The following is a 24,688-nucleotide window of genomic DNA, read 5'->3' on the forward strand; positions in this document are numbered from 1 at the left end:
TGGGCAGCAGTTAGAAAATGGAACGAACAAACCGGAGAACTCTACATGAAATTTAAAAACTTAGTTGCCGCAATGGGTGTGGCTGTTACAACTTTCGTATCTGCACAAGCAGTTGCTCTAGACCAAAATATTCCTGAGTATCAAAAAATTAGTGGTGTTTCAGGCAACTTTTCATCAGTAGGTTCTGACACTTTAGCCAACATGATGACGTTTTGGGCTGAAGAGTACAAACGTATTTACCCAAATGTAAATATTCAGATTCAAGCAGCAGGTTCTTCTACTGCTCCACCGGCACTTACCGAAGGTACAGCTAACCTGGGTCCAATGAGCCGTAAAATGAAATCTAAAGAAATCGAAGCGTTCGAAAAACGTTACGGTTATAAGCCAACAGAAGTTCGCGTAGCTATTGATGCACTTGCTGTATTTGTACATAAAGATAACCCAATTGAAGGTCTTCGTATTGACCAAGTAGATGCTATATTTTCATCTACTCGTAAATGTGGCGCACCTGAGCAAGTTAACCGTTGGAGCGATGTTGGTCTAACAGGTGATTGGGCAGCTAAAGATGTGCAACTTTACGGACGCAACTCAGTATCAGGTACGTATGGTTACTTTAAAAAGAAAGCACTTTGTAAAGGTGATTTCCGTAATAACGTAAATGAGCAACCGGGTTCTGCATCAGTAGTACAGTCAATTTCATCTTCATTAAATGCAATTGGTTACTCAGGTATAGGTTATAAAACATCAGGCGTACGTACAGTACCGCTAGCTAAAAAAGGCGATAACTTTGTTGATGCAACACTTGATAACGTTGCACAAGGCAAATATCCATTATCTCGCTTTTTATACCTTTACGTGAATAAGCACCCAAACAAGCCGTTGTCTCCAATGGAAGCGCAATTCTTAAAAATGGTACTTTCAAAAGATGGTCAGCAAATTGTAGAAAAAGATGGTTATGTACCACTTTCTGCAAAGCTAGTAAAAACAGAACTTAAAAAGCTTGGTTTGAACTAATACCAATTGCATTAAATTAGTGAGTTATTATAGCGATAAGAAAATAGCGCAATAACAAGGCTAAAATTATGATACATAGTTGTTCTATATAAATAATTTTTAACGTAGTTAGTGAGTTATTTAATACGCTAGGATGGTCATGTTTTTAATAAAATTGGTATGATAAACTATAAGCAATAAAAAACCGCTCATTGAGCGGTTTTTTTGTGCCTAAAACTAAAAACTTTTAGGAATTAAATATTACCTAATTTTTCGGCTTGTGCTTTACATTGATTATAGCTCTCAACACATTTTCCAGAGCATACTTGTTGCTTTAAGCCTTCAGCAGTTGTTTGCTGTTCACAACTAGTTTCACACTGGTAGTTTTGTTGAGCACACTGATTCATTTCAGGGTTTTCAACTTGGTTTTGACAACCTGCCAATAGTGCAAAAGTAAGGGCGACTACGCTTGTTTTTATTAAAGTGTGCATGCTTCTTATCCTTAAAATGGAGTCGCAATAATATTAAATTTCGACTTGGATATTGTCGATCAATCTAACACCACCAAAATAGGCTGCGGCTAAAATAACAAATTGAGTATCTTCGATTGTAGCAGTTTTTAATGTATCTCGTTGAGCAATCTCAAAATAGTCTGGTTTTAGGCCTGCTTGCTCTAAACTTTGTTTAGCTAAGCTTTCAAGTTTTACGAAGTCTTTTTCGCCACTTTTAAGTTGCTCAGCGCACGTATTAAGCGCTTTAAATAATACGGTTGCAGTCGCTTTTTGATCATCAGATAAGTAACCATTACGTGAGCTCATAGCAAGGCCAGAAACTTCTCGCATTGTAGGTACACCAATAACTTCAACCGGAATTGATAAGTCGCGTGCCATGGTTTTAATTACTTGTAGTTGCTGAAAATCTTTTTCACCAAAGCAGGCGTAATCTGGTTGAACTAAGTTAAATAACTTAGTTACGATTGTTGCAACGCCTCTAAAGTGACCTGGACGTGAGCCACCGCAATAGCCTAATGAAATGTCAGGTACATCTACAAAGCTTTGTGCACCTAGTCCGTTAGGATAGATTGTTTCTACGCTTGGGGTAAATACAATATCAGTGCCTAGTTCAGCAAGGCCTTGTTTGTCTTCGTTTAGCGTACGAGGATAGTTATCTAAATCTTCGTTAGCGCCAAATTGCATTGGGTTTACAAAAATACTTACAACGACTTTGTCGGCCAAGTTTTTTGCTTTTTCTACTAGCGAAAAATGCCCACGGTGCAAGTTGCCCATTGTTGGCACAAGCGCCACGCTAAGACCTGCTTGGCGCCATGCTTTAATTTGACTACGTAACGATCTGATTTCAGTTATTGATTGCATTATTTAAACTCATGTTCAGCGCTTGGAAATGCGCCACTTTTAACATCTGTACAATACTTTTGAACGGCAGCAGGCATATTGCCTGTTTCGAGCAAAAAGTTTTTAGAAAATTTAGGAATGTAACCTGCCGAAATACCAACCAGGTCATGCATTACCAGTATTTGGCCGTCAGTTAAGCTGCCAGCACCAATACCAATAGTTGGGATACTTAGAGCGTCTGTAATGCGTTTTGCCAGGGCACTTGGAATACACTCAAGTACTAATAATTGCGCGCCAGCAGCTTCAAGTGCTTTCGCATCATCAATCATTTTTTGTGCTTTATCTTCTTCGCGACCTTGTATTTTAAAGCCACCAAATACATGAACTGACTGTGGTGTAAGGCCTAAATGCCCGCAAACTGGGATACCTTGTTGAGTGAGTGCTTTAATGCTCTCGTAAAGCCACTCTCCGCCTTCAAGTTTAATCATGTTTGCGCCAGCGCGCATAAGCTCAGCTGCATTTTTACAGGTATCACTAACGCTTGAGTAGGTCATAAAAGGTAAGTCAGCAATTACAAATAATTCGCGGCTACCAGCGCGTACACAGCGGGTATGATATGCAATATCTTGATTTGTTACGCCAAGGGTGTCATCGCCGCCTTGTAGTACCATGCCCAATGAGTCGCCCACTAAAATAACTTCAACGCCGTTATCATGAAATAACTTTGCAAAACTAGCGTCGTAGGCTGTTAATGCAGTAATTTTGTTATTTTCTGCTTTCATTTTATTTAAAGTAGAAACGGTTATTTTAGACATAATATCCTCGCAGGCAAAAGCCTAGGTTAATTACAGAGGTAATTGTTGTAAGTCGTTGAGCGGTAAGTTATTTGCAATGGTTTTTAATGCAATGCCGCTAGGTAAAATAAGTTCAGGTGCAAGCTCTAATAGTGGGTAAACCACAAACTCGCGATCACTCAAACCATAATGAGGCACGGTTAAGCGCGCCGTATTTATAATTTGATCATCAAATAATAGGGTATCGATATCAAGTGTGCGTGGACCCCAACGCTCAGCTTTTCTTACTCGACCATGCTCAAGCTCAATACTTTGTGTTAAATCAAGTAATTGCTCTGGATCAAGGGTCGTTTTAATACAGGCTACGGCATTGATATAGTCTGGTTGATCTTGTGGGCCCATAGGCTTACTTGCATAGTAATGCGATACGTTTACAAATTCACAATTAGGCAGCTTTTTAAGCGCAATTATCGCGTTATCAAGCTGCTCTTTTGGTGAGTTTAGGTTGGCACCTAAACCCAAATAAACACAATGCATGTTATTACTCAGTTGGCTTTTTAGTAGGACGACGGCGCTTTCGCGGCTTAGGACCACCTTGATGGCCTAAGCTTTTAACCATCTCTTTTTGGCCGTTTATATCTTTACTTAAGTATTGTGTCCACCACTGAGCAAGCTCTGTATGCTGAGTTTCGCCTGCATCTACGCGTAATAATAAAAAGTCGTAAGCGGCTTTAAAGCGAGGCTGTTGCGTTAGCCTGTATGCACGTTGGCCAGCACGTTTATCTAAGCGGTGCTGAATATGCCAAATATCGCGAGCACCTAAAGTAAAGCGCTTAGGAACAGCTATATGCTGTGAATTATCGCTTAGTACTTTATTCATTGCTTGTGCGAAAGCATCGTATTCAGATAATTGCTCTTGGCTTTGAATTTTTTTAGTGCGCTCAAGCAGTGGGAACCAAAGTAGGGCTGCAAAAATAAACGCCGGTGTTACTTTTTTATCGGCATTAATACGCTTGTCGGTATTTTGAAACATTTGCTGAATAAGCGTGTGCTCTAAGCCACTTGGGTTTTTATCTAAAATTTTATCAAGTTCAGGAAAAAGTGAGCGGAATAAGCCGTATTTACGCAGCATTAAAAAGTTAGCTTCGGCCTTGCCGTTTAAAAACAGTTTAAGAATTTCTTCAAATAAACGAGCTGGCGGAATGTTATCAAGCAAGCTTGCAAGCTCGCTAATTGGCTTTTCACTTTTAGGCGCAATGCTCATATCAAGCTTAGTGGCAAAACGTACTGCACGTAACATACGAACAGGGTCTTCGCGGTAACGCGTTTCAGGATCGCCAATAAGCTCGATTTGTTTAGCTTTAATTGCCGCTAAGCCGTTGGCGTAATCGTGAATACTAAAATCTTTAATTGAGTAATAAAGTGCGTTGATTGAAAAGTCGCGGCGCTCTGCATCTTCTTCAATACTGCCAAATACGTTATCACGTAGTAGTTGACCTTCATTGCTTGATTGGCTTATTTGATTTTTGTCTTCTTGCGCTTCGTGGTGGCCACGCATTGTTGCCACTTCGATAATTTCACGGCCAAATACAATGTGTGCTAGACGAAAGCGACGACCTATCAGGCGACAGTTTCTAAATAGTTTTTTTACCTGATCTGGAGTTGCATTAGTAACTACGTCAAAATCTTTTGGCTGTTGGCCTAACAATATATCGCGAATACAACCACCAACAAGGTAGGCATCGTAGCCACCGTCTTTTAAGCGGTATAATACTTTGATTGCATTTGGGCTAAATTGTTTGCGAGAAATACCATGCTCACCACGAGTGACAACAATAGGTTCACTGCTTACAGAAGCGCTTTGTGCACTTGTATTCGGGCCGATTATTTGTCGGCAAAATTGAAAAAGCTTGGAAATAATAGTCTGTCTCCTAGAAGGTGTGATTGACTCTGCATCGCAATCAAAAGTTACAGCAAATAGGGCGGTTATAACCCAGTACAAGCTGTTTGACGTAATTAGCATATATTTAGGCGGCTATCATATACCAGCAGGGTTTAAAAATTAAGTTGATGTGTTGAAATTAAGCCGTTTTTAGCTATTTTATTTACTTAAATGTGTAAATTGAACTTTCTGGCTATGTGGATGTTGAGAAATTTGTATTTCGGATACTTGGGGGACCTGTTTTAAGCTAAAGTTTTTAATTCCCCAATCGATTAATTGTTCTATATTTAAGTCGCTTAAATCAGCTATAACAGGTAGCCCTAAAAATTCAAAAGCGCTAAGTAAAGCAGGCTTTGGATTTTGTTTACAAATGGCGGGGGCATAATTTTGTTTAGATAGTTTAAAACCGGGTTTGGCAACCGCTAAAGGTAAATGAGCAAATTCAGGTACGGGGCTGTCGAGTTGTTTAAACAAACTAATTTGCCGAGCTGTTGGTTCAATTAAATCTGCGCCTCTTACGATTCGATTTATCCTTTGATCGATATCATCGACGACCACAACAAGTTGATATGCAAATAAACCGTCACTGCGTTTAATTAAGTAATCTTCGTGGGATAATGCACTATTTACAGATATATCACCTTGAATTAAATCACTATATTGGGTCGTTGGATGTTGCTGAACTAAACGAAGTGCGCTGGATTGAGTATGATGATTAAGTGCTTTGCAATGCCCCTGATAAATACCGCCAATAGCTTTTATTTGCTTGCGAGTACAGGTGCAGCCATAAACAAGGTTTTGCTCTAAAAGTGAGTGGGTAATATCTTGATATAAAGACAGACGCTGCGTTTGATATACAACAGGTTCATCCCAGTAAAGGGCGTAGGCTTGTAAGGTATTTAGAATATCGGAGTCGGCGTTTTTAACCACGCGCGTAGTGTCAATGTCTTCTATACGAACTAACCATTTTCCTTGATTAGCTTTTGCATCTAGATAACTACCCACAGCCGCTACAAGTGAGCCAAAATGTAATGGCCCAGAAGGAGACGGTGCAAAACGACCGCGATATTTACGCATAGGCGCAGTAACGGCTGTAGGAGACATAACTAACTAATAAGTTTTAATTAGCCGCGTCCAGATTGCTTTTCTTTGATTTCTGCAAGTGTTTTACAGTCTACGCATAAATCGGCAGTAGGACGTGCTTCTAAGCGACGTATGCCAATTTCGATGCCACAAGACTCACAAAAGCCAAAATCATCTTCTTTAATCAAATTAATTGTTTTTTCAATTTTTTTGATTAATTTACGTTCGCGGTCACGAGTACGAAGTTCTAAAGAGAATTCTTCTTCTTGTGCAGCGCGGTCAACTGGGTCAGGAAAGTTAGCAGCTTCGTCTTGCATGTGCGATTTAGTACGATCAACTTCGTTACGTAAATCGTTACGCCAAGTCTCTAAAATTGCTCTAAAATGAGCACGTTGTGCATCATTCATGTACTCTTCGCCTGGTTTTTCTTGGTATGGTTCTAAACCGGCTTGAGCCAATAAACCATGTTTCTTTTGGTCTGGCATAACTCTCTCCTAAATCCTTAATTTAATGCCTCAGCATTAGCCGGCGGTATAAATAACAGAATCTTATATCCTAGGCAAATTTATTTTTAATTAATCGAATTAGCTTCAACCATGCTTACTGAGTAAAAAGTGTATTAATAGTTTATTTACACTTTTAATTAATTCACATATTCGCTTTCTAAAACTTGCCTTGTTATATGGGCAAAAGCTTTAAAAACAAGTTAATTTTTATAATTCACTTTTTACCACTTTCTATAATTAGGGTGCTTTGTAAATTACGCTTAGTTCAATCCCTTGGTTTCTTACACTATTCTATAAATGCTATTCTTTTATGAAGTAAGACTCCATTAGCTGAAATTTTGGCTTTGTATGCTAATACTTCAACACCGGCTATTATTGCTTGGTTTAATAACGTGGCGTATTTTTTATCAATATGCGCAGCTGCACTTGCGGTATTTATTCCTTCATGTAAAACAGCGAACAGTAATACTGCTCGGTGGCCTTGTTCGATCATTTCTATTAGTTCGCGGATATGTTTTTGTCCACGCAGTGTTTGCGCATCAGGAAAGTAGCCTTGCCCGCTTTGTGGTGCATCTTCGCTTAATAATGTGACTGACTTAACTTCTACATAGCAATCGGGCTTATTTTCGTCTGTGAGTAAAAAGTCGATACGACTGTTTTCGCTGCCGTACTTAACTTCGCTTTGCAATTGACTGTAGTCGAGTAGCTCGCTTATGACATTATTGTTTATTGCTTCTTCTACTACTTTATTAGCCACCGCTGTATTTACACAAATAAGCTGCGATAAGTTATTTTGCGTAAGCTCTAATGAATGCGGGTATTTTCGTTTTGCGTTATCGCTCGTTGAATAAAAAGCAGTAAAGCCTGGCTCAGCGCATCCCGTCATTTTACCTGTATTTGCACAATGTGCGGTAAATTCGCTGCCATCACTTAATTGTAAATCAGCTAAAAAGCGTTTGTAGCGTTTTAATAAGGTGGCAGGTTGCAGCGCTGGCGTGTACTTCATAATAACTTCCAAAGCGTAAACACTGCTCAGCAGTGTGATTTATGTTATTTATCTCAAGCTGTTGGGAACTTAAGCGCTCTATAGTAAACTCGGTGGCACATTTAAGTGCAAGGGAATTCTAACATGAGTGAAAAATTTGTTGTTCAACTAAGCGAACAAGCAGCAGCGAGTCATTGGGGCGATAATGCGTCATTGTCTTTTAACGAGCGCGGTGCAACTGTTCATTTATCAGAGCAAGACACATTAAAAAATGTTCAAAAAGCAGGCCGTACTATTGCAAGCCAAGGCGTTAAAAATGTTGAATTAGCAGGCGATGCTTGGTGTACAGAAAGCCAGTGGGCTTTTTATCAAGGCTTTGTAACACCAAAATCGTTAAATGGTGTTGAGTTTGTTGATAACGCACAATCAGATATTAAAGAACTTGCTCACTTAAAAACGTCAGCAATTTGGGCACGTGAAATGGTTAACGGGACTGCCGATGACATTTACCCTGAAAGCCTTGCTGAAAAAGCGGCTGAGTTTATTCAATCATTAGTGCCTGAGCATGTAAGTTACCAAATTATTAAAGGTGATGCGTTACTAGAACAACAGTGGATTGGTATTCATGCAGTTGGTCGCGGTAGTGTTCGTCCACCAGTATTGCTTGAGCTTGATTACAACCCAACAGGCGACGAAAATGCACCAGTAAGTGCTGCGCTTGTAGGTAAAGGTATTACGTTTGACTCAGGTGGTTACTCAATTAAATCAAGCGAAGGTATGCTTGGTATGAAGTGCGACATGGGCGGCGCTGCAACAGTAACAGCAGGTTTAGCATTGGCTATTAACCGTGGTATTGAAAAACGTATTAAGCTGTTTTTATGTTGTGCTGAGAACTTAATTTCGGGTCATGCATACAAATTAGGTGACATTCTTACTTACAAAAATGGCACAACAGTTGAAATTGTAAACACGGATGCTGAAGGTCGCTTAGTACTTGCTGATGGCTTAATGGCCGCAGGAGAGACTGGCGCTCCACTTATCATTGATGCAGCAACACTAACTGGAGCAGCGCTTGTTGCTGTTGGCCAAGAGTACAATGCATTATTTGCACTTGATAAAGAACTTGCACGTGAAGTTGAAAGTTTTGCATCTCAAGAAATGGAAGCTGCTTGGCCACTTCCTCTTGAAAAATGGCATCAACAAAACTGCCCATCTCCTTATGCTGATACGGCAAATAGCCGTGCACAAAAGGGTGGCGGTTACGGCGGTGCATCGAATGCTGCAGGCTTTTTATCACGCTTTGTGCCAAACGATGGCAAAGGCTGGGTGCACATAGATTTAGCTGCTGCTTTTAACATGGGCAGTACAAGCCAATGGGCAGCGGGCGCAACAACTCAAGGTATGCGTACGGTTGCTCGTACCCTACAAGAAAAAGCATAATATTTACTAAATTATGCTTTTTACACTAAAAATAGGCACCTTTGGGTGCCTATTTTTTAATTTACAGGCAAGCAATTTTATTTCATTTGCGGTAAAATCCGTCGCCAATACCTGTTTGAGTTTAATTTTTGCTTAACTCTAAGCTGCGCTCAAATCTTATATCCACCACTGGGGTTTCTAATTATGTCAGATAAGTGCTACATCACAGCTCAACAGCTGCTTGAAGATTCGTTCCGCGTAGCGGCACAAGTATACCAAGATGGCTTTCGTCCTGATTTTATTATTGGTATTTGGCGAGGTGGTGCACCGATCGGTATTGCTGTTCAAGAATATTACGATTATAAAGGCATTGAGACTGACCATATTGCAGTACGTACATCGTCTTATTACGGTATTGGTAAACAATCTAAAGAAATTAAAGTCCACGGTTTGCATTACATTGTTGAGAACGCAAATGCAGGCGACTCATTATTAATTGTTGATGATGTATTTGACTCTGGTCGTAGTATTGTTGCATTAAAAGAAAAGCTTTCAGAGCTTATGCGCTTAAACTTGCCACGTGATATTCGTATTGCATGTCCGTACTACAAGCCAAAAAACTCAAAAGTAGACACTGTTCCAGATTATTATATTCATGAGTCTGAAGAGTGGTTAGTGTTCCCGCATGAACTATCGGGTTTAACACCGGATGAAATTATTGCAGGTAAATCTGATCTTGTGAAAATTCATGACATTTTGCTAGAGAAGTAATCAGTAATTTGTATAAATAAAAAAAGGCCGTTAAGGCCTAATGCCGTTCACTTAAGGTGAGCGGCTTTTTTATTTCTAGCGTACCGCTGTGGTCTTGGCTTGACTGCACGAGGAAAACCTCGATCCCTTCGAGGCTCTAGAATTAGGCTTTCTGCCATCGCATAAAAGTATTTTAATTGACGTGGTATGGCTCCAGGTGTTGAATAAGGTAATCCAACAAGCAACCTCATTATTTGAGCTAAACTACCATTGAAACTCAGTTGGTACGGTAAATAATCACCTTTTAATGTGTGGCACATTTTTACCATCTGATATCGCACCATATTATAAGTAAGCAACACTCCCCACAGCTCTTGCTTTACAAGCGCTGGTAAGCGACTTCTTAATGTTAATCGATTGCCCAGCATATATTGCTTTTGTTCCCGATAACCAAGCTCTATCTCCCAGCGGTGACTGTACAAATCACCTATATCGGCTGATAGATATCGCATCGGATCTGTCATAGATGTCATCACACTATATGATTTCCCCTTTATTTTTCGAGTCACTAACCTCGCGATTAAGGTGTTAGGCAGCGTTGGCCACATCTTTCTTGCTCTTGGGTTGCTGCTAAGTTGGACTAATTTATCATTACGCCCTAATGTTTGAATAACTTCATATTGCACATTTTTTTTCAGGGGGATTAGCCAATGGCGTTCACTGCCAGTTGTTTGCCATTTATGTAAAAGCCCTAAAGAATAGAAACCTTTGTCGAATAAAGTGAGACTGTTATCGGGTGTGGTTTCTATAAGCTTTTCAGCCAGCACCATTTCATTGACCTTGTAATCATCAAAAGCACTCCCCGTGATTAGGTGGCTGCTTAGCTCCATTTGACACACCATTCTGACCTGTGGGTATTGTGTATTAGTCGGTTTTGTAAAGGCTTCATTGTTTTGGGGTGAGTCATCCGTACGCCAAACGACACCATCGACACCAAGCAAGGTAAGCCCATTCCAATGAGGATGATTAGCGTCATTATTCCAATGCCTTTGGGTGCATTCAAATAAGGCTTTCATGGCGGCTTCACCTAGGTTTTTACGACGCTGAGTTAAAGCACTTGGCGCAACAAATGGCTTACCATCGCGATCAACAATGTCGAGCATATTAACGACATCGGCCATCGATTTGTCATTATAAATAACCATCCCGATCAACAACCAAGCCATCGATTCTAGGGTTAGTTTTCTTTTTCGTAGTGTAACGGTTTCGGTCAGTGCATAGGCTTCTTCGATAAGAGATAAAGGGAGTAAGTCTGCGAGTGTTTCAACGTCATTAGGTTTGATGTTGTTAATAATATCGAGAGCATTAAAAAGTTGCATAAAAAAATCCGAATTCTACAAAAGAATTCGGATTCTTACATACCTAGAAGATCGTTCAAGTGCTATTAACTAATTCTTAAATGATCGGCATTAGCCGTTAAGGCCTTTTTTTATGGGTAAATTTTAAATAACTTAAAGTTGAGCAAAGCTATCTACGTATTCACTTAGCTTTGGTATATCGACTGCTTGTAAGCCATCGTTACTTCTAAGTACCAAGCCTTTTTCGACAAGCTCTGTAACAACACGTCTGTAAGCTCGCTCAGTGGTGGCAAAGCGTTCGGCTTCAGCATTTACAGTAGGATAGGCTCTAAGTAGCGTAGGGTTGTTGTTCTCGGCTCTTAGTAAGCAATCTTTGGCTATGTTGTAGCTCAATGGTAGTAGTAGCTTATCTAAATTGATTTTTTGGTTTTCCTGAAATTTAGCCGCAATAGTTTGTGCGGTGTATAAACTCAGTTCTGGTTTTTCAAGCAGCAGAGCACGCCAATGTCTTAATTCAATAAGATTATAAGTTACATCGCTAAAGCACGTTACCGTATAAATACACGGATTATTATTTAGCGCTTCTATTTCACCAATAAGGGTGTTGTTACAATCCAATTGTCCTAACAGCAGGCGTCGTCCATTACCTACGTCGTAACTAAACGACACAGTGCCACTGCGTACAAGCACAAGCTTGCTTAAAGGCTGATCTTGATGGATCAGAACTTCTTTTTTTGATTGTTGATAGCTACTACCGGCAAAGGTTAAAAGCTGATCAACAAGGTAACTAGAAAAATGGTATTGAAACATCAATGTGCTCTTCGGACATTTGTCCTATTTATTACATCTTAATGACGTTAGCATTAAGACACTAAGAATTTACGCTAACTTGCTACTAATATTATTAGCTTTGCTAATAGTATTATTTTACCTTCATTTCCCGTGTAATGATTTAAGAATTTGCTGGTGTTTTCCGGCAAACTTTTTCAGGTTTTTAAGCAAGTTAGCTTTTTTATTTTGTTGTAACTTTGCAATACTTATAAATGCCATAAGTTAGCAGTACATGTAATGCTAACCTAAAGGCTAGGAGAGAACAATTGAGTTGGGAATATTTAGGCTATATTGCATCAGCTTTATTGGTTGTATCGTTAACAATGACAGATGTAGTAAAACTGCGTTGGTACAACATGTTTGGTTGTATTGTATTTACTGCATACGGTGTTGCCATTGGCGCAGTACCTGTTATTTTTACCAACGGCTTATTGTCGCTTGTAAATTTATACCACATTATAAAAATATATCGCCAACCTAAAGTTGAAGACGCTAAAAGCTAAAATAAGTTATCTGCACAAATAAGTTAATTATTTCAATTAAAATCAAAGCTTCAGTTTTTGTGCTGTCCAGCTTGAAGTGAATACATATAATCTCATATCACTCTACATAACTTTCCTTTGAACCTTGCTGTAAGCTCTTACTTGAAAGATGATTTCATTAGGTTTTAATACGCCGAACGTTAGCTAAATTCTGTTCGCGGATAACAAATATATAAATAAGCGCTTCTAAAAATTCCATTAAAAAATCCGATAGCAGTAAACTGCTATCGGATTTTTTATCTGTTATACCAACCTGCTTATATATGAATCTATTTAATGCTTCAAAGCGCTTAAATATTTGTGGTATTTACGCTTTTTCTAAATCTTCAACGTCACCTAAGCCAGCAGTTAGTTCTTCAAGTAATTGCTTTATTTCCTCAGAAGCTAAAATAAAGTCAGCATCAAGTTTTAAAGCCATATCTTCTTTAGGAATATCTGCGTTCTCTTCTTTTAGAGTTTCAGAGTAGCTTAAACGCTTGATAGAGCCATCGTTTTGCAGCATAAACTTAAGGCGTTCTTGCCAATCAAGTGCCAGTTTAGTTACGCGTTTACCACTTTCTAAGTGCGATTTAACCTCATCACATGCCAGATCATGGCCTTTTAGTTTTACTTGTGCACCGCTGTCGTCAGCTTCTTCAAGCTCAGCGTCAGAGCCAATTGCAAAGCCTTCTGGTGTACTAAAGTTAGTTAACCAATCAGTTAAGAATACATCTAGGTCGTAGTTAGCAAACGCAGGTACAACTGGGAGCGTTCCTAACGATTTACGAAGTAGTGCCAGTAGCTCTTCAGCTTTATTAAAGCTGCCACTATTTACAACCACCCAGCCATTTTCTTGGTCAATAAAGGCAAATTGTAAGCTCGACTTTTTAAATGCCTGGGGTAGAAGAGTATGAAGAATGTTTTCTTTTAATTCGTCTTTTTCTTTCTTTTTAACAGGGCGGTTTTCTTCGGCTTCTATCTGATCAATTTTCTCAGCAACTAGTTCGTTGATAACAGAAGCTGGGAGTACTTTTTCTTCACGTTTTGCGCAAACTAAAATACTTTTTTGAGAAAAATGCGATAGTGTTTCGCCATGCTTTCCAAACGCTTTTGTCCAACCAAATGTTGCAAGCTCTTGACCAGTACATGGGCGAAATAAATCTTGCTCTAATGCTTTATCAAAATCTTCTTGGGTGTATGAAACGTCTTGCTTAAAGCGGTAACAAATAAGGTTACTAAACCACATAGGGGAATTGATCCATTTGAAAAATTTGTCCAATCATAGCAATAAAAACAGCATCTCGAAATGACTGATTTGTTACTAGGGCGTGTTGAACTTTATGGATTGAAATTTGTTCAATCCAAGGAAGATTAAATCGCGGCGCTAGGTTTGTAACCTAGTGGGCTCGGTAACTGCTCCTGCGTTATCCTACTGGCTTACATCCATGTAAGAATAAGTAAAAACCGAGCAAAGCTTCCGCGTCCTGCTCACGCCCCTTACCTACATCCATGTCATAGGTAAGATCTTAAGAAATTGAGTTGAAGCTCAATTCATGATCAAATGGTTGTTACCACACAAACCACAGAATCAAGAAAAGAGCTTCAAATGAATGCTAACATTTTTATTAATAAGTTAAAAAGTATCCTAAGTGAAAAAAAACTGAACCGACTTGGTAAACAAGTAGCATTTACTAAAAGAGAAAGAAATATTACCGCATTTCATATGGTTGTTAGTCTTGTTGCTGCGCTTGGGGATAAAAAAACGATCTATTTATCCGAAATATTAAGAGTTTATAACCAGCTAACAGGGCAGTCTATTAAGTATAAGCCTTTTCATAACCAGTTAGTTAAACCTGAACTAGCTGAACTAATGCGAGAGGTAACAAATAGAGTTTTTAATTGTTGGATAAATGATGCGCTTAAGTACACTAAAAAAGATTTGTGCAAGTTTGAGAATATTTTAATTCAGGACGGTAGCTCTATTATGCTTCATCGTTCTTTAAAAGATGTTTTTCCTGGGCGATTTTCAAATACGTGTCCAGCAGCCATTGAATTGCATGCTACTTTAAATTTAACGCAAGGTTGCTTTGAAAAAGCAGGTATAACACCAGACAGTTACTCTGAACGTGAAGAACTTCCAACATTTAAAGAGTTGAAAGGACAGTTGTTACTTGCTGATAGAGGATATTATTCAGGTAGTTATATTCATGAATTAGATAAAGCAGGAGGATTTTACGTATTAAGAGCGAAGGGATTAAAAGCAGTCAGAGTACATAATGCTTTTAAGCAAAATGGACAGGAATTAACAGGAAGTCATTCCCCAAAGTTATGTGAATTGCTTCCCGAATTACCTAAAAATGATCTTATTGATATGAATGTTAGCATAAAAAACAAGCTAACAAGAGTCGTTGGGTATTGGTCAAAAAAAGAAAAACAATATACATTTTTAGTCACTAATTTATCTATTGATGAATTTACAGCGACTGAAATAGGCAAATTATATAGGTTACGCTGGCAGGTTGAATTACTTTTTAAGGAGTGTAAGTCTTATAATAATTTACGCGGCTTTCAAACATCAAACGCAACCTTACAAGAGGCGCTAATTTATGTAAGTTTAATAGTAACCACGCTTAAAAGATTTTTAACTGGCTGTATTGAAAAGATATTTAAAACTGAAATGTCTACAATGACAGTAGCAAAAACAACGGGTGTTTGGTGGATTGCCATATTAACAGCGATTATTAGGAAGCATAGGAAAGGATTGTTAAATGCAGTTAATGGAGCATTTGACTTTCTGAGGAAAAATGCAGCTAGGGCACACCCCAAACGCGATCGAAAAACAGGAGTATTTCAGTATGGGGTAGAGCCAAATTTTTAAGGCTGTACTTAATGTTTTTCTTAAGTACCTACCTATGACATCCATGTAGGCAACAAAGAGTTAATCGTCCCTAGCTCGAGCCCAAAGGGCAGCGCATGTTTGGTATTTATGCTGCGTTATCGCCTATTTATTGGGGAATAACCACACTACATAGGCTCTACCTTGCCTAAAAACTAAACATGTTGCTGCAAATTCAACTACCAAAGATCAACACGCCTTAATAAATTTAATGCATATACTTTTTTTTATTCATATTTATCAAAAATAGGCATTGGCTTAGCCATGTTCTTTGGAAATTGAATATAGTAACGCAGACCTTTGCCAGGTTCACTCGTTGCATCAATAGATCCACTAAGAGTTTGTTTAACTAAATTAAACATTATATGGGTACCTAATCCGCTTCCGCCCTCATCGCGTTTAGTCGTAAAGAATGGGTCAAACAATTTTTTCAATTGCTCACTGGTAACTCCGTTACCGTCATCTTTGTAATCAATCGTTAAGTTAGTGTCATCTGCGCTTATTTTGATATCCATCACACCGTTGCTTTTACCTTCAAAGCCATGAATGAGTGAATTCATAATTAAGTTAGTAAAAATTTGGCTGATGGCGCCTGCAGGTAAATTTAAAACTAAATCATCAGGGCATTCTAATTTTATTGTATGGGATGTCTTTTTTAGTTTTGGATGCAGTGAGCGTATTACTTCGTTAGTGTAATCTTTAAAGTTAATAGTTCTTACTGCTTCACTGGCCTGATCGACCGCTATTTGCTTAAAGCTAGCAATAAGCTCTGAGGCTCTATCTAAGTTAGTGGTTAACAAACTTGTACTTTGTTTTGCTTCGTTAATAAATTCTTCTAGTGCTTTTGGTGAAAGTGTTTTTTCACTATAAGCACTTTCGAGTTTATTTAAGCGTTCTTGCAAAAACGATATTGCCGTTACACCTATCCCAATAGGGGTGTTAATATCATGCGTAATACCCGCCACAAGTCCGCCTAGTGCTGCCATCTTCTCTGTGCCTAATAAACGTTCCTGTGCAAGGCTTAATTCTTCTATATAACGTTGGGATTCAGTTTGTTTTGAAATTAGCTCTTGCTCTGTGCTGCGGCGCAAGTCTATTTCTTCAGTGAGCACAATTTTTTGCTTTTCAAGTTCGTATTTTTGCTGTTGTAATTCCATCATTGCTTGGCTTAAGTTTGATGTTTTACGGGCTACGTCTTGCTCAAGTTGTATGTTGTGATGATCGAGCTTTTCGTTACTAATAATGAGTTCTTTTTGGGTGTGCTCAAGCTCTTTTCTGTACTGAACCACTTTATCTATTAGTTTGTTAAACGACTGCTCCATTACTTTTAGTTCGTTATGCTCCTCTGTTTCTATTTCGATGTGTTGTCCTTCTAGCTCATCTAATTCTAGGTTTTCTAGTTGCTCAGTAAGCTCAGCTAAGGGATCTGTAAGAAGCTTTCTAAATGCCATTAAAAATAAAATGATTAAAAAGGTAGTTTTAATCATCGCATTACCAATCAAAAAGTAGATTGATACCATAATTCGGCTTAAAACAACTTCTCGGCTAGAAAATAAGGTAACGTCACCCACTTGGGTAGCACGGCCAGAAAATTCAAAAATAAGTGGAAAGGTGTAACCAAACAGACCGGATTTCGCGTCTTCTAAAATTGCTTCTTCGTGTACTAACTGTTGGTTATATAGCTTATGTATGTCGAGCGAGCGCCCTAATTGTGAAATAATTTCGCCGCTGTCGTCTCGAACAATAATCCCTTCAATCATGGGAATGGCGAGTAAACCTTCTGCTGTTGTAATTGTTTGCTTGGTATTAAGCTCCCAAATTGCACGTGTTAAGCTACGACTAAAGGTTTTTTGTAATGTACTTAATTCATCACGTATATAGTCTTTAGTATTGAGATATTCAGCAAGCACCTGTCCGCAAGTCACTACGAAGGTAAGCAAAAAATAAACGGATAAAACGCTTGTTAGTAGCTTCTTAGAAAGGCTTTTTTGTAACATGAGTGACTTGTTCATCCTTTGTTATTTTTGTAACGTTACTATTGTAATTTAAAAGTTAGTCAATAAACCTCTAAAAATAAATAAAAAAGTTAAAATTTAATAAGATAAATCTAATTAAATAGGTATGTAGTATTAATGTAATTAAATTCAGCTATGAATTAGTAAATTTGTTAGACGTTAAGTTTTGTAAGTTTGATTAGAATTTAGTTTCGTTAATCATATTTAAATGAATTAATTCTATATTTATCATTGCATTGAATTATTAATGCGCTAAGTATTTAGATGCGTGTTAAAGTGTCTTGAGTGCAAAGGAAGATGGTCTTTTAATAACTTTGATGGTTGTGTAGTAGTAAACATGATGAAATTTTCGATATTAGTCTGTGATGATTCTGCTGTTGCTCGTAAACAAGTCGTGCGGTGTTTAAATGAGTGTATAGATGCAGATATACAACAAGCTATAAATGGAGCAAACGCCCTCGATCTTTTAAGAGCACAAAACTTTGATTTACTGTGCCTAGACCTCACCATGCCAGAGGTTGATGGTATACAAGTACTTGAAACTATAAAAATAGAAAAAATAGAGTGCTTTGTGTTGGTTATTTCTGCTGATATACAGGAGAAAATGAAGCAACGAGTCGCCCAACTTGGCGCAATTGATTTTATTGATAAACCTATTAATAAATCAAGCTTAAATAAAATATTGCATAAATTTGGCATTCATTAGGTTTTTTCATGTTAAAAAAGGCTGTTTTATCTTTTAATTTAGGGTTGACAGCATAGCCTTTGTTAAGGCAGTCTTAACATATGAAAACAATTAATCGCGTACTGACCATTATTATTACAACCATCATTCTTACTGGATAGTGGCATAGGTCGGTGCAACAAATTTAAAGGCCTGTGTTCACTTAGAACACAGGCCTTTTTTCGTTTTATGGGATGAGGAACATAAACAATGCGAGTTTTAAAATTTGGTGGGTCTTCACTTGCCGATTATGCATGCTTACAACAGGTAGCTCAGTTAGTTAAAGCACAGTTAAAAGATGAAATGTTATTGGTGCTTTCTGCTCCAGGTGGAATGACCGATTCGCTAGTTGCACTCGCAAGTGCCGCAGAGCAAGGCTTAGATTTTTCGCAGCAATGGCAAGCATTAGCGAGTCGCTGTGAAGGCCTAAAAGCTGACGTTGAAAAAAGTGGCGTAGTAGTTACAATCTGGCCAGATCTAAGGGAACTTAAAAATAAACTAGATGGCGTGTCGCTTATACAGTGTTGCCCTGATCAAGTTCGCGCATTTGTAATTAGCTTTGGAGAGCGCGTTAGCGTTTCTTTAATGCAGGCTTTATTGAACTCGCACGATGCAAGATACTTAGAAGCAACAAGCTGTATCGCCTCAACTGGTGGTTATATCGACGCCGAGGCTGATTTAGTAACAAGTAAAGCGCGCTTTCAAGCTGTGCTTAAAGAAAATCCTGCAACTATTTATATCATGCCTGGTTTTACTGCGAGTAATGACAAGGGCGAGCTTACAACGCTTGGTCGTAATGGCTCAGACTACTCAGCAGCAATTGCAGCAGCATGTTTAGAAGCTGAGATTTGTCAAATTTGGACAGACGTTGATGGCGTATACAGTGCTGATCCTCGTTATATTAAAAAAGCCACTAAAGTAGATTTTTTATCTTATAAAGAAGCGATGGAGCTTTCTTACTTTGGTGCAAAAGTACTTCACCCAAAAACAATTTTACCGTGTGCTAAAGCAGGCGTGCCATGTGAAATTAAAAATACGCATAACCCAGACGCACAAGGCTCATTAATTGGTAACGATTATTCATCTGATGAGCCCGTAAAAGCGCTTTCTAGCTTACAAGACCTTGCAATGTTAACTGTTTCAGGCCCAGGCATGAAAGGTAAAGTAGGCATGGCGTCTAAGGTATTTAACGCGCTTGCTCATGATAACGTATCAATTGTATTGATCACGCAATCATCATGTGAATTTAGCATTAGTTTTTGTGTGCACGAAACAGACCTAGCACTTGCACTCGATGCGCTACAAACTGCATTTGAGCTTGAATTACAAGCAGGACTTATTGAGCCTGTACAAGTACAGCGTAATTTAGCCATTGTTACTTTAGTGGGCGACAACATGCGCGCACACCGTGGCTTAGCGGCTAAGTTTTTTGCATCGCTTGCACAAGCGCAAGTAAATATTGTGGCAATTGCACAGGATTCTACAGAAAGTGCTATTTCTGCGGTAATTGATGGTGAGTTATGTAATGACGCTGTAAAAATATGCCATGAAAACTTTTTCACGCATGTGCCGTCAATTGATGTGTTTTTACTAGGTTGTGGCTTAGTAGGGCAAGAGCTTATTAATCAGCTTGAACGTCAGCAAGCTTGGCTTGAAAAGCGTAATATTAAACTTAACTTGTATGGTGTTGCTAACTCTCGTCAATTACACCTTGATAACGAAGGCATCGCTTTTAGTGATTGGCAGCAAAAATTGGCCTTATCTGAGCAAGCATTTGATTTAAAATTAGTAGAGCAATTTGTTAAGCAAAACCACTTAGTGAATCCGGTATTAGTAGATTGTACATCTTCAGATGCACTTGCTGCGCAGTATGTAGACTTTTTAAATGCAGGCTTTCATGTGGTTGCAGCTAATAAAAAAGCGACAACAAGCTCATACACGTATTACCAAGATTTAATAGCTGCTACGCAAAAGAATAATCGTAAATTTTTATACGAAACTAACGTTGGTGCAGGCTTACCAGTAATCGATAACTTGCAGTCATTATTTGGTGCCGGTGATGAGTTACTAGAGTTTAGCGGTATTTTATCAGGCTCACTTTCGTATATGTTTGGCGCACTTCAAGATGGTTTATCACTTTCTGAGGCAACTATTAAAGCCAAAGAAAGCGGTTTTACTGAGCCAGATCCTCGTGATGATTTATCGGGTACCGATGTAGCACGTAAGTTACTGATCATTGCTCGCGAAGCCGGTATGAAATTGGAGCTAAGCGATATTGAAGTTGAGTCAGTATTACCACAAGGTTTTGCACAAGGTGATAGCGTTGATGAGTTTATGGCAAAACTACCAAGCCTAGATGCTGATTTTAATGACCGCATTCAAAGTGCTGCGAGCGAAGGTAAGGTACTTCGTTATGTAGGTACAATTAAAGGAGGTCACTGTAAAGTAGGTATTGAGGCTGTTGATGAAAAACATGCGCTTAATGTAATTCGCGATGGCGAAAACGCGCTTGCTATTTTAAGTCAATACTACCAGCCACGTCCGTTTGTTATTCGTGGTTATGGTGCAGGCTCTGAAGTAACAGCAGCGGGTGTATTTGCTGATATTTTAAAAACACTATCGCGCTAGGAGCTCGTTATGATTGAAGTATATGCTCCGGCGTCTATTGGTAATTTTGCAGTAGGTTTTGATGCACTTGGCGCAGCGCTTGCGCCAATTGATGGTAGTTTATTAGGCGATGTAGCCGTTGTAAGTGCAGCACCAAGTGACGAATTTATTTGTACTGGCGACTACGCTCACAAGTTACCAAGTGATGCGAATGAAAACTTAGCGTACCAGTGTTTAGTACATTTTAGAGCGCATGTTGCGCCTGATATGCCAAGCGTAAAGCTCGAGCTTAAAAAGAATTTACCAATTGGATCTGGACTTGGTTCTAGTGCATGCTCGGTCGTGGCTACCTTTGCTGCCCTTGATAAGTTTGCACAAACTAACTTAAGTCAGGTTGAGCTTATTGAGCTTATGGCTGACTTTGAAGCTGTAGTGAGCGGTGGTCGTCATTACGACAACATCACGCCATGCTATTTAGGTGGTTTGCAATTAACAGGTGATTTAATCCCTGATAAATCGATTGCACTGCCTGTTGATGAAAATTGGTACTACGTTGCTGCGTTCCCTGGTTTTTCACTCAACACTGCAAAAGCGCGCTCGGTTTTACCAAAAGAGTTGAGCATGCATGCAAGTGTTGAGTTTGCACAGCGTTTATCGGCATTTAGTAGCTTACTGTTGACTAATCGTTTTGACGATGCACTTAGCATAATGAAAGATGAAATAGCAGAACCTTACCGCGCACCGCTTATTAAAGGTTTTAGTGAAGCCAAAGCAAGCTTACCAGCGTTGGGCGCTGAAATAGTGAGTATTTCGGGCGCAGGACCTACCTTGTTTAGTGTATGTAAAACACTTGAAGCTGCAAAGCAATGCGCGCAGTGGTTAGAGGCAAATTACATTAACGAGCAAGGCTTTTGCCACATTTGTAAATTAGATAACGACGGCACGCGTCAATTAACAGTTTTATAGGATAGGTAGTCATGCAATTACATAATTTAAAAGATAGCTCACAAAAAGTGTCGTTCGTTGAAGCCGTAAAAACAGGTTTGGGTCGTAATCAAGGTGTGTTTTTCCCTGAATCCCTTGCCCCACTGTCCGATGTTGATGCATTGCTTGATATGGACTTTGTTACACGCAGTGGCAAAATATTATCTCACCTAATTGGTGATGAGCTGCCAAGCGACACTGTGGCACAAATGGTTAAAAATGCATTTAACTTTCCAGTTAAGCTGGTAGAAGTTGAAGAGAATACATACTGCTTAGAGTTGTTTCATGGTCCTACGCTTGCGTTTAAAGACTTTGGTGGTCGCTTTATGGCTGAGTGTTTAGCGCAATTTAATAAAGATGAAAAAGTAACTATTTTAACCGCAACATCGGGCGATACTGGTGCAGCCGTTGCACATGCTTTTTATAACAAGCCGAATATCGATGTTGTCATCTTATATCCTAAAGGCAAAATTTCACTTGCTCAGCAAAAGCTATTTACTACGTTAGGTAACAATATTCATTGTTACGCAGTTGATGGCAGTTTTGATGATTGCCAAGAGTTGGTTAAAAATGCCTTTTTAGATGAAGAAGTTAAATCAACACTTGGGCTTAATTCTGCTAATTCAATTAATATTAGCCGTTTAGTTGCTCAGGTTTGTTATTACTTTGAGGCCATTGCACAACTACCAAAAGAAAAACGCGCAACAGCGCATATATCAGTGCCAAGTGGCAATTTTGGTAATGTATGTGCTGCAATGATTGGTGCGGTTATTGGCTTACCAGTAGGTAAATTAAGTGCAACAACCAACCAAAATGATACTGTGCCGCGCTTTATGCTTGATAAAACCTGGACGCCAAACGCAACACTTGAGTCGCTTTCAAATGCAATGGATGTAAGTAAGCCAAACAACTGGCCGCGTGTGCAAACAATGTTAGATAATAACTGGTTTAGCTACGATAACTTTTATTCAACTAGCGTAAACGAGGAAGACACGCAATTGGTGATGAAAAAAATTCAACAAACGGGTTATGTTGCAGAGCCCCACACTGCTATTGCGTACCAAGGTCTTGTTGAAAATCGAGCGCCTGGTGCTGCGGGTATCTTTTTAGCAACCGCTCATCCTGCTAAGTTTAAAGAAAGCGTAGAGGGTATTTTAAATATTGAATTAGGTATGCCAAAACCACTTAGCGACGCACTAGCAAAACCATGCCTAGCAAGCGATATAAAGGCCGATTACGACGCATTACGTACAGAAATACTTGCTAAACTTGGCTAAGTTAATTAATTCAAAAAGGCGGTTAAGCCGCCTTTTTTTATAACTTTAGGCTATTAAATCTAGTGAATTGCATTTACTAATTAAATGTAGGAAATAGCATTCATTTAAAATCGTTATGGTTTTATAAGAAAATATCATCTTAAAAAGTCTGTGAAATAGTTTCAATCCCTGTTTAAATATCCTCAACTTAAGAGCGTAGGCAAAGAGTCGTTTAAAGCGTACAATAAAGCCTCTAAAAAACACCATACACGTTGCCCTAGGAGACCCCAATGTTAGAACGTAGCATGAATATTTCGGATTTTGATCCAGAGTTATTTGACGCGATAAACAAAGAAACTGCTCGCCAAGAAGAGCACATTGAACTAATCGCTTCAGAAAACTACTGTAGCCCACGCGTACTAGAAGCGCAGGGTTCACAGCTTACAAATAAATACGCAGAAGGTTACCCTGGCAAACGTTATTATGGCGGTTGTGAGCACGTTGATGTTGTTGAGCAATTAGCAATTGACCGTGCTAACGAGTTATTTGGTTCTGACTACGCAAACGTACAACCACATGCTGGTTCGCAAGCTAATGCTGCTGTTTTTCTAGCGCTATTAGAAGCAGGCGACACTGTACTTGGTATGAGCTTAGCTCATGGTGGTCACTTAACTCACGGATCACACGTAAGCTTCTCTGGTAAGCTTTACAATGCAATTCAATACGGACTAGATGAAACAACGGGCGAAATTGATTACGCACAGGTTGAAGCACTAGCACTTGAGCATAAACCAAAAATGATTATTGGTGGTTTCTCAGCGTACTCAGGTATTGTTGATTGGGCTAAATTCCGTGAAATTGCTGACAAAGTAGGTGCTTACCTGTTTGTTGATATGGCTCACGTTGCAGGTTTAATTGCGGCAGGCGTTTACCCAAGCCCAGTTCCTCATGCACATGTTGTAACTACAACTACGCATAAAACACTTGCTGGTCCTCGTGGTGGTTTAATTATCTCTGCATGTGGCGACGAAGCAATCTATAAAAAGCTTAACAGCGCAGTTTTCCCTGGTGGCCAAGGTGGTCCTTTATGTCATGTTATTGCAGCAAAAGCCGTGGCATTTAAAGAAGCGCTTCAACCAGAATTTAAAGTATACCAAACACAAGTTGTTAAAAACGCAAAAGCAATGGTTGCTGTAATGCAAGAGCGCGGCTACAAAATCGTATCTGATAAAACTGAAAACCACTTATTCCTACTCGATTTAATCGATAAAGATATCACTGGTAAAGATGCAGATGCAGCCCTTGGTAACGCTAACATCACAGTTAACAAAAACTCAGTGCCAAACGATCCACGTTCTCCGTTTGTAACATCTGGTTTGCGTATTGGTTCTCCTGCAATCACTCGTCGTGGTTTCAAAGAAGAAGAATCAAAAGAGCTTGCTGGCTGGATTTGTGACGTACTAGATAACATCACTGATGAATCTGTACAGGCGCAAGTTAAAGAAAAAGTAAAAGCAATTTGTGCAAAATTACCTGTTTACGCTTAATTGCATAAGCAACAGTAATTAACAGCACAACAGTTAGGGAGCTGTTTATCTTTTGAGATTAAATTTGCGCTGTTTTTGAAGTGGCTCTAAAAGTAGTTTTTGCTTTGTGGCTGGGTTTTGACTCA

General features: G+C 39.0%; 22 protein-coding genes. 10 read left to right on the forward strand and 12 right to left on the reverse strand.

Features of this window, described 5'->3' with window-relative positions; translation table 11 throughout:
- Positions 1-45 precede the first annotated feature (45 nt).
- Complete coding sequence (locus ABX891_RS05360; protein WP_039490403.1) at positions 46-1,014, forward strand: PstS family phosphate ABC transporter substrate-binding protein; 969 nt, start codon at positions 46-48, stop codon at positions 1,012-1,014.
- 233 nt (positions 1,015-1,247) lie between these two features.
- Here the strand turns inward: ABX891_RS05360 and ABX891_RS05365 are convergent, their stop codons facing one another.
- The 8 genes from ABX891_RS05365 to sfsA form a co-directional block, all read right to left on the reverse strand.
- Entirely contained in the window at positions 1,248-1,484 is a 237-nt protein-coding gene (locus ABX891_RS05365; protein ID WP_165744073.1) for a hypothetical protein, read from the reverse strand.
- Between the two features lie 33 nt (positions 1,485-1,517).
- Positions 1,518-2,366 (reverse strand): pantoate--beta-alanine ligase, encoded by an 849-nt coding sequence (gene panC / locus ABX891_RS05370; RefSeq protein ID WP_138489570.1) that lies wholly within the window; start codon positions 2,364-2,366, stop codon positions 1,518-1,520.
- On the reverse strand, positions 2,366-3,160 hold the full coding sequence (panB, locus tag ABX891_RS05375) for a 3-methyl-2-oxobutanoate hydroxymethyltransferase (protein ID WP_002962679.1): 795 nt from the start codon (positions 3,158-3,160) through the stop codon (positions 2,366-2,368). Before panB ends, panC begins: the two co-directional genes overlap by 1 nt.
- A gap of 30 nt (positions 3,161-3,190) precedes the next feature.
- Positions 3,191-3,676, reverse strand: a complete 486-nt coding sequence (folK, locus tag ABX891_RS05380; RefSeq protein WP_002962677.1) for a 2-amino-4-hydroxy-6-hydroxymethyldihydropteridine diphosphokinase — start codon at positions 3,674-3,676, stop codon at positions 3,191-3,193.
- Between the two features lie 4 nt (positions 3,677-3,680).
- Positions 3,681-5,162 carry a polynucleotide adenylyltransferase PcnB gene (gene pcnB, locus ABX891_RS05385; protein WP_206013271.1) on the reverse strand — a complete coding sequence of 494 codons (1,482 nt, stop codon included), beginning with the start codon at positions 5,160-5,162 and terminating at the stop codon, positions 3,681-3,683.
- A 78-nt stretch (positions 5,163-5,240) separates the two neighbouring features.
- Complete coding sequence (gene gluQRS, locus ABX891_RS05390; RefSeq protein WP_354629048.1) at positions 5,241-6,185, reverse strand: tRNA glutamyl-Q(34) synthetase GluQRS; 945 nt, start codon at positions 6,183-6,185, stop codon at positions 5,241-5,243.
- A gap of 20 nt (positions 6,186-6,205) precedes the next feature.
- A complete protein-coding gene (gene dksA / locus ABX891_RS05395; protein ID WP_002962671.1) occupies positions 6,206-6,649 on the reverse strand; it encodes an RNA polymerase-binding protein DksA in 444 nt (147 codons plus the stop codon).
- Between the two features lie 307 nt (positions 6,650-6,956).
- Complete coding sequence (gene sfsA / locus ABX891_RS05400) at positions 6,957-7,676, reverse strand: DNA/RNA nuclease SfsA (protein WP_354629049.1); 720 nt, start codon at positions 7,674-7,676, stop codon at positions 6,957-6,959.
- A 123-nt stretch (positions 7,677-7,799) separates the two neighbouring features.
- Here sfsA and pepB point away from each other — a divergent pair, with 123 nt between their 5' ends.
- Positions 7,800-9,095, forward strand: a complete 1,296-nt coding sequence (gene pepB / locus ABX891_RS05405) for an aminopeptidase PepB (RefSeq protein WP_354629050.1) — start codon at positions 7,800-7,802, stop codon at positions 9,093-9,095.
- 183 nt (positions 9,096-9,278) lie between these two features.
- Positions 9,279-9,845 carry a phosphoribosyltransferase gene (locus ABX891_RS05410; protein ID WP_002962666.1) on the forward strand — a complete coding sequence of 189 codons (567 nt, stop codon included), beginning with the start codon at positions 9,279-9,281 and terminating at the stop codon, positions 9,843-9,845.
- A 47-nt stretch (positions 9,846-9,892) separates the two neighbouring features.
- On the opposite strand, the gene ABX891_RS05415 is transcribed toward ABX891_RS05410, so the two are convergent.
- Positions 9,893-11,203 (reverse strand): IS4 family transposase, encoded by a 1,311-nt coding sequence (locus ABX891_RS05415; RefSeq protein WP_354629051.1) that lies wholly within the window; start codon positions 11,201-11,203, stop codon positions 9,893-9,895.
- 132 nt (positions 11,204-11,335) lie between these two features.
- Entirely contained in the window at positions 11,336-11,992 is a 657-nt protein-coding gene (locus tag ABX891_RS05420) for a Crp/Fnr family transcriptional regulator (protein WP_002962665.1), read from the reverse strand.
- 287 nt (positions 11,993-12,279) lie between these two features.
- On the opposite strand from ABX891_RS05420, the gene ABX891_RS05425 reads away from it, so the two are divergent.
- Positions 12,280-12,516, forward strand: coding sequence for a uroporphyrinogen decarboxylase (locus tag ABX891_RS05425; protein ID WP_309167421.1), 237 nt, complete (start codon positions 12,280-12,282; stop codon positions 12,514-12,516).
- Between the two features lie 346 nt (positions 12,517-12,862).
- Here ABX891_RS05425 and rdgC read toward each other — a convergent pair whose 3' ends face one another.
- Positions 12,863-13,780 carry a recombination-associated protein RdgC gene (gene rdgC / locus ABX891_RS05430; protein WP_002962662.1) on the reverse strand — a complete coding sequence of 306 codons (918 nt, stop codon included), beginning with the start codon at positions 13,778-13,780 and terminating at the stop codon, positions 12,863-12,865.
- Positions 13,781-14,140: 360 nt separating this feature from the next.
- Here rdgC and ABX891_RS05435 point away from each other — a divergent pair, with 360 nt between their 5' ends.
- The gene (locus ABX891_RS05435) at positions 14,141-15,412 is read left to right on the forward strand and encodes an IS4 family transposase (protein WP_354629052.1); all 1,272 of its coding nucleotides are present in this window, start codon (positions 14,141-14,143) and stop codon (positions 15,410-15,412) included.
- A gap of 245 nt (positions 15,413-15,657) precedes the next feature.
- On the opposite strand, the gene ABX891_RS05440 is transcribed toward ABX891_RS05435, so the two are convergent.
- The gene (locus ABX891_RS05440; protein WP_354629053.1) at positions 15,658-17,427 is read right to left on the reverse strand and encodes a sensor histidine kinase; all 1,770 of its coding nucleotides are present in this window, start codon (positions 17,425-17,427) and stop codon (positions 15,658-15,660) included.
- Positions 17,428-17,782: 355 nt separating this feature from the next.
- Between ABX891_RS05440 and ABX891_RS05445 the strand changes: the two genes are divergently transcribed.
- The 5 genes from ABX891_RS05445 (at position 17,783) to glyA (ending at position 24,563) form a co-directional block, all read left to right on the forward strand.
- A complete protein-coding gene (locus ABX891_RS05445) occupies positions 17,783-18,151 on the forward strand; it encodes a response regulator (protein ID WP_165744069.1) in 369 nt (122 codons plus the stop codon).
- A 228-nt stretch (positions 18,152-18,379) separates the two neighbouring features.
- Entirely contained in the window at positions 18,380-20,797 is a 2,418-nt protein-coding gene (gene thrA, locus ABX891_RS05450; RefSeq protein ID WP_165744068.1) for a bifunctional aspartate kinase/homoserine dehydrogenase I, read from the forward strand.
- A 9-nt stretch (positions 20,798-20,806) separates the two neighbouring features.
- A complete protein-coding gene (thrB, locus tag ABX891_RS05455; protein ID WP_024596294.1) occupies positions 20,807-21,742 on the forward strand; it encodes a homoserine kinase in 936 nt (311 codons plus the stop codon).
- A gap of 11 nt (positions 21,743-21,753) precedes the next feature.
- Positions 21,754-23,037, forward strand: a complete 1,284-nt coding sequence (gene thrC, locus ABX891_RS05460) for a threonine synthase (RefSeq protein ID WP_354629054.1) — start codon at positions 21,754-21,756, stop codon at positions 23,035-23,037.
- A 269-nt stretch (positions 23,038-23,306) separates the two neighbouring features.
- Entirely contained in the window at positions 23,307-24,563 is a 1,257-nt protein-coding gene (gene glyA, locus ABX891_RS05465) for a serine hydroxymethyltransferase (RefSeq protein ID WP_002961763.1), read from the forward strand.
- The last annotated feature ends 125 nt before the right edge of the window (positions 24,564-24,688 follow it).

This window comes from Pseudoalteromonas sp. NCIMB 1079 (assembly GCF_040567695.1).
Lineage (GTDB): Bacteria > Pseudomonadota > Gammaproteobacteria > Enterobacterales > Alteromonadaceae > Pseudoalteromonas > Pseudoalteromonas distincta.

Coding starts and splice junctions, on each gene's coding strand:
- ABX891_RS05360 (WP_039490403.1), top strand. CDS start 46: ATGAAATTTAAAAACTTAGTTGCCGCAATGGGTGTGGCTGTTACAACT.
- ABX891_RS05365 (WP_165744073.1), bottom strand. CDS start 1,484: ATGCACACTTTAATAAAAACAAGCGTAGTCGCCCTTACTTTTGCACTA.
- panC (WP_138489570.1), bottom strand. CDS start 2,366: ATGCAATCAATAACTGAAATCAGATCGTTACGTAGTCAAATTAAAGCA.
- panB (WP_002962679.1), bottom strand. CDS start 3,160: ATGTCTAAAATAACCGTTTCTACTTTAAATAAAATGAAAGCAGAAAAT.
- folK (WP_002962677.1), bottom strand. CDS start 3,676: ATGCATTGTGTTTATTTGGGTTTAGGTGCCAACCTAAACTCACCAAAA.
- pcnB (WP_206013271.1), bottom strand. CDS start 5,162: ATGCTAATTACGTCAAACAGCTTGTACTGGGTTATAACCGCCCTATTT.
- gluQRS (WP_354629048.1), bottom strand. CDS start 6,185: ATGTCTCCTACAGCCGTTACTGCGCCTATGCGTAAATATCGCGGTCGT.
- dksA (WP_002962671.1), bottom strand. CDS start 6,649: ATGCCAGACCAAAAGAAACATGGTTTATTGGCTCAAGCCGGTTTAGAA.
- sfsA (WP_354629049.1), bottom strand. CDS start 7,676: ATGAAGTACACGCCAGCGCTGCAACCTGCCACCTTATTAAAACGCTAC.
- pepB (WP_354629050.1), top strand. CDS start 7,800: ATGAGTGAAAAATTTGTTGTTCAACTAAGCGAACAAGCAGCAGCGAGT.
- ABX891_RS05410 (WP_002962666.1), top strand. CDS start 9,279: ATGTCAGATAAGTGCTACATCACAGCTCAACAGCTGCTTGAAGATTCG.
- ABX891_RS05415 (WP_354629051.1), bottom strand. CDS start 11,203: ATGCAACTTTTTAATGCTCTCGATATTATTAACAACATCAAACCTAAT.
- ABX891_RS05420 (WP_002962665.1), bottom strand. CDS start 11,992: ATGTTTCAATACCATTTTTCTAGTTACCTTGTTGATCAGCTTTTAACC.
- rdgC (WP_002962662.1), bottom strand. CDS start 13,780: ATGTGGTTTAGTAACCTTATTTGTTACCGCTTTAAGCAAGACGTTTCA.
- ABX891_RS05435 (WP_354629052.1), top strand. CDS start 14,141: ATGAATGCTAACATTTTTATTAATAAGTTAAAAAGTATCCTAAGTGAA.
- ABX891_RS05440 (WP_354629053.1), bottom strand. CDS start 17,427: ATGTTACAAAAAAGCCTTTCTAAGAAGCTACTAACAAGCGTTTTATCC.
- ABX891_RS05445 (WP_165744069.1), top strand. CDS start 17,783: ATGATGAAATTTTCGATATTAGTCTGTGATGATTCTGCTGTTGCTCGT.
- thrA (WP_165744068.1), top strand. CDS start 18,380: ATGCGAGTTTTAAAATTTGGTGGGTCTTCACTTGCCGATTATGCATGC.
- thrB (WP_024596294.1), top strand. CDS start 20,807: ATGATTGAAGTATATGCTCCGGCGTCTATTGGTAATTTTGCAGTAGGT.
- thrC (WP_354629054.1), top strand. CDS start 21,754: ATGCAATTACATAATTTAAAAGATAGCTCACAAAAAGTGTCGTTCGTT.
- glyA (WP_002961763.1), top strand. CDS start 23,307: ATGTTAGAACGTAGCATGAATATTTCGGATTTTGATCCAGAGTTATTT.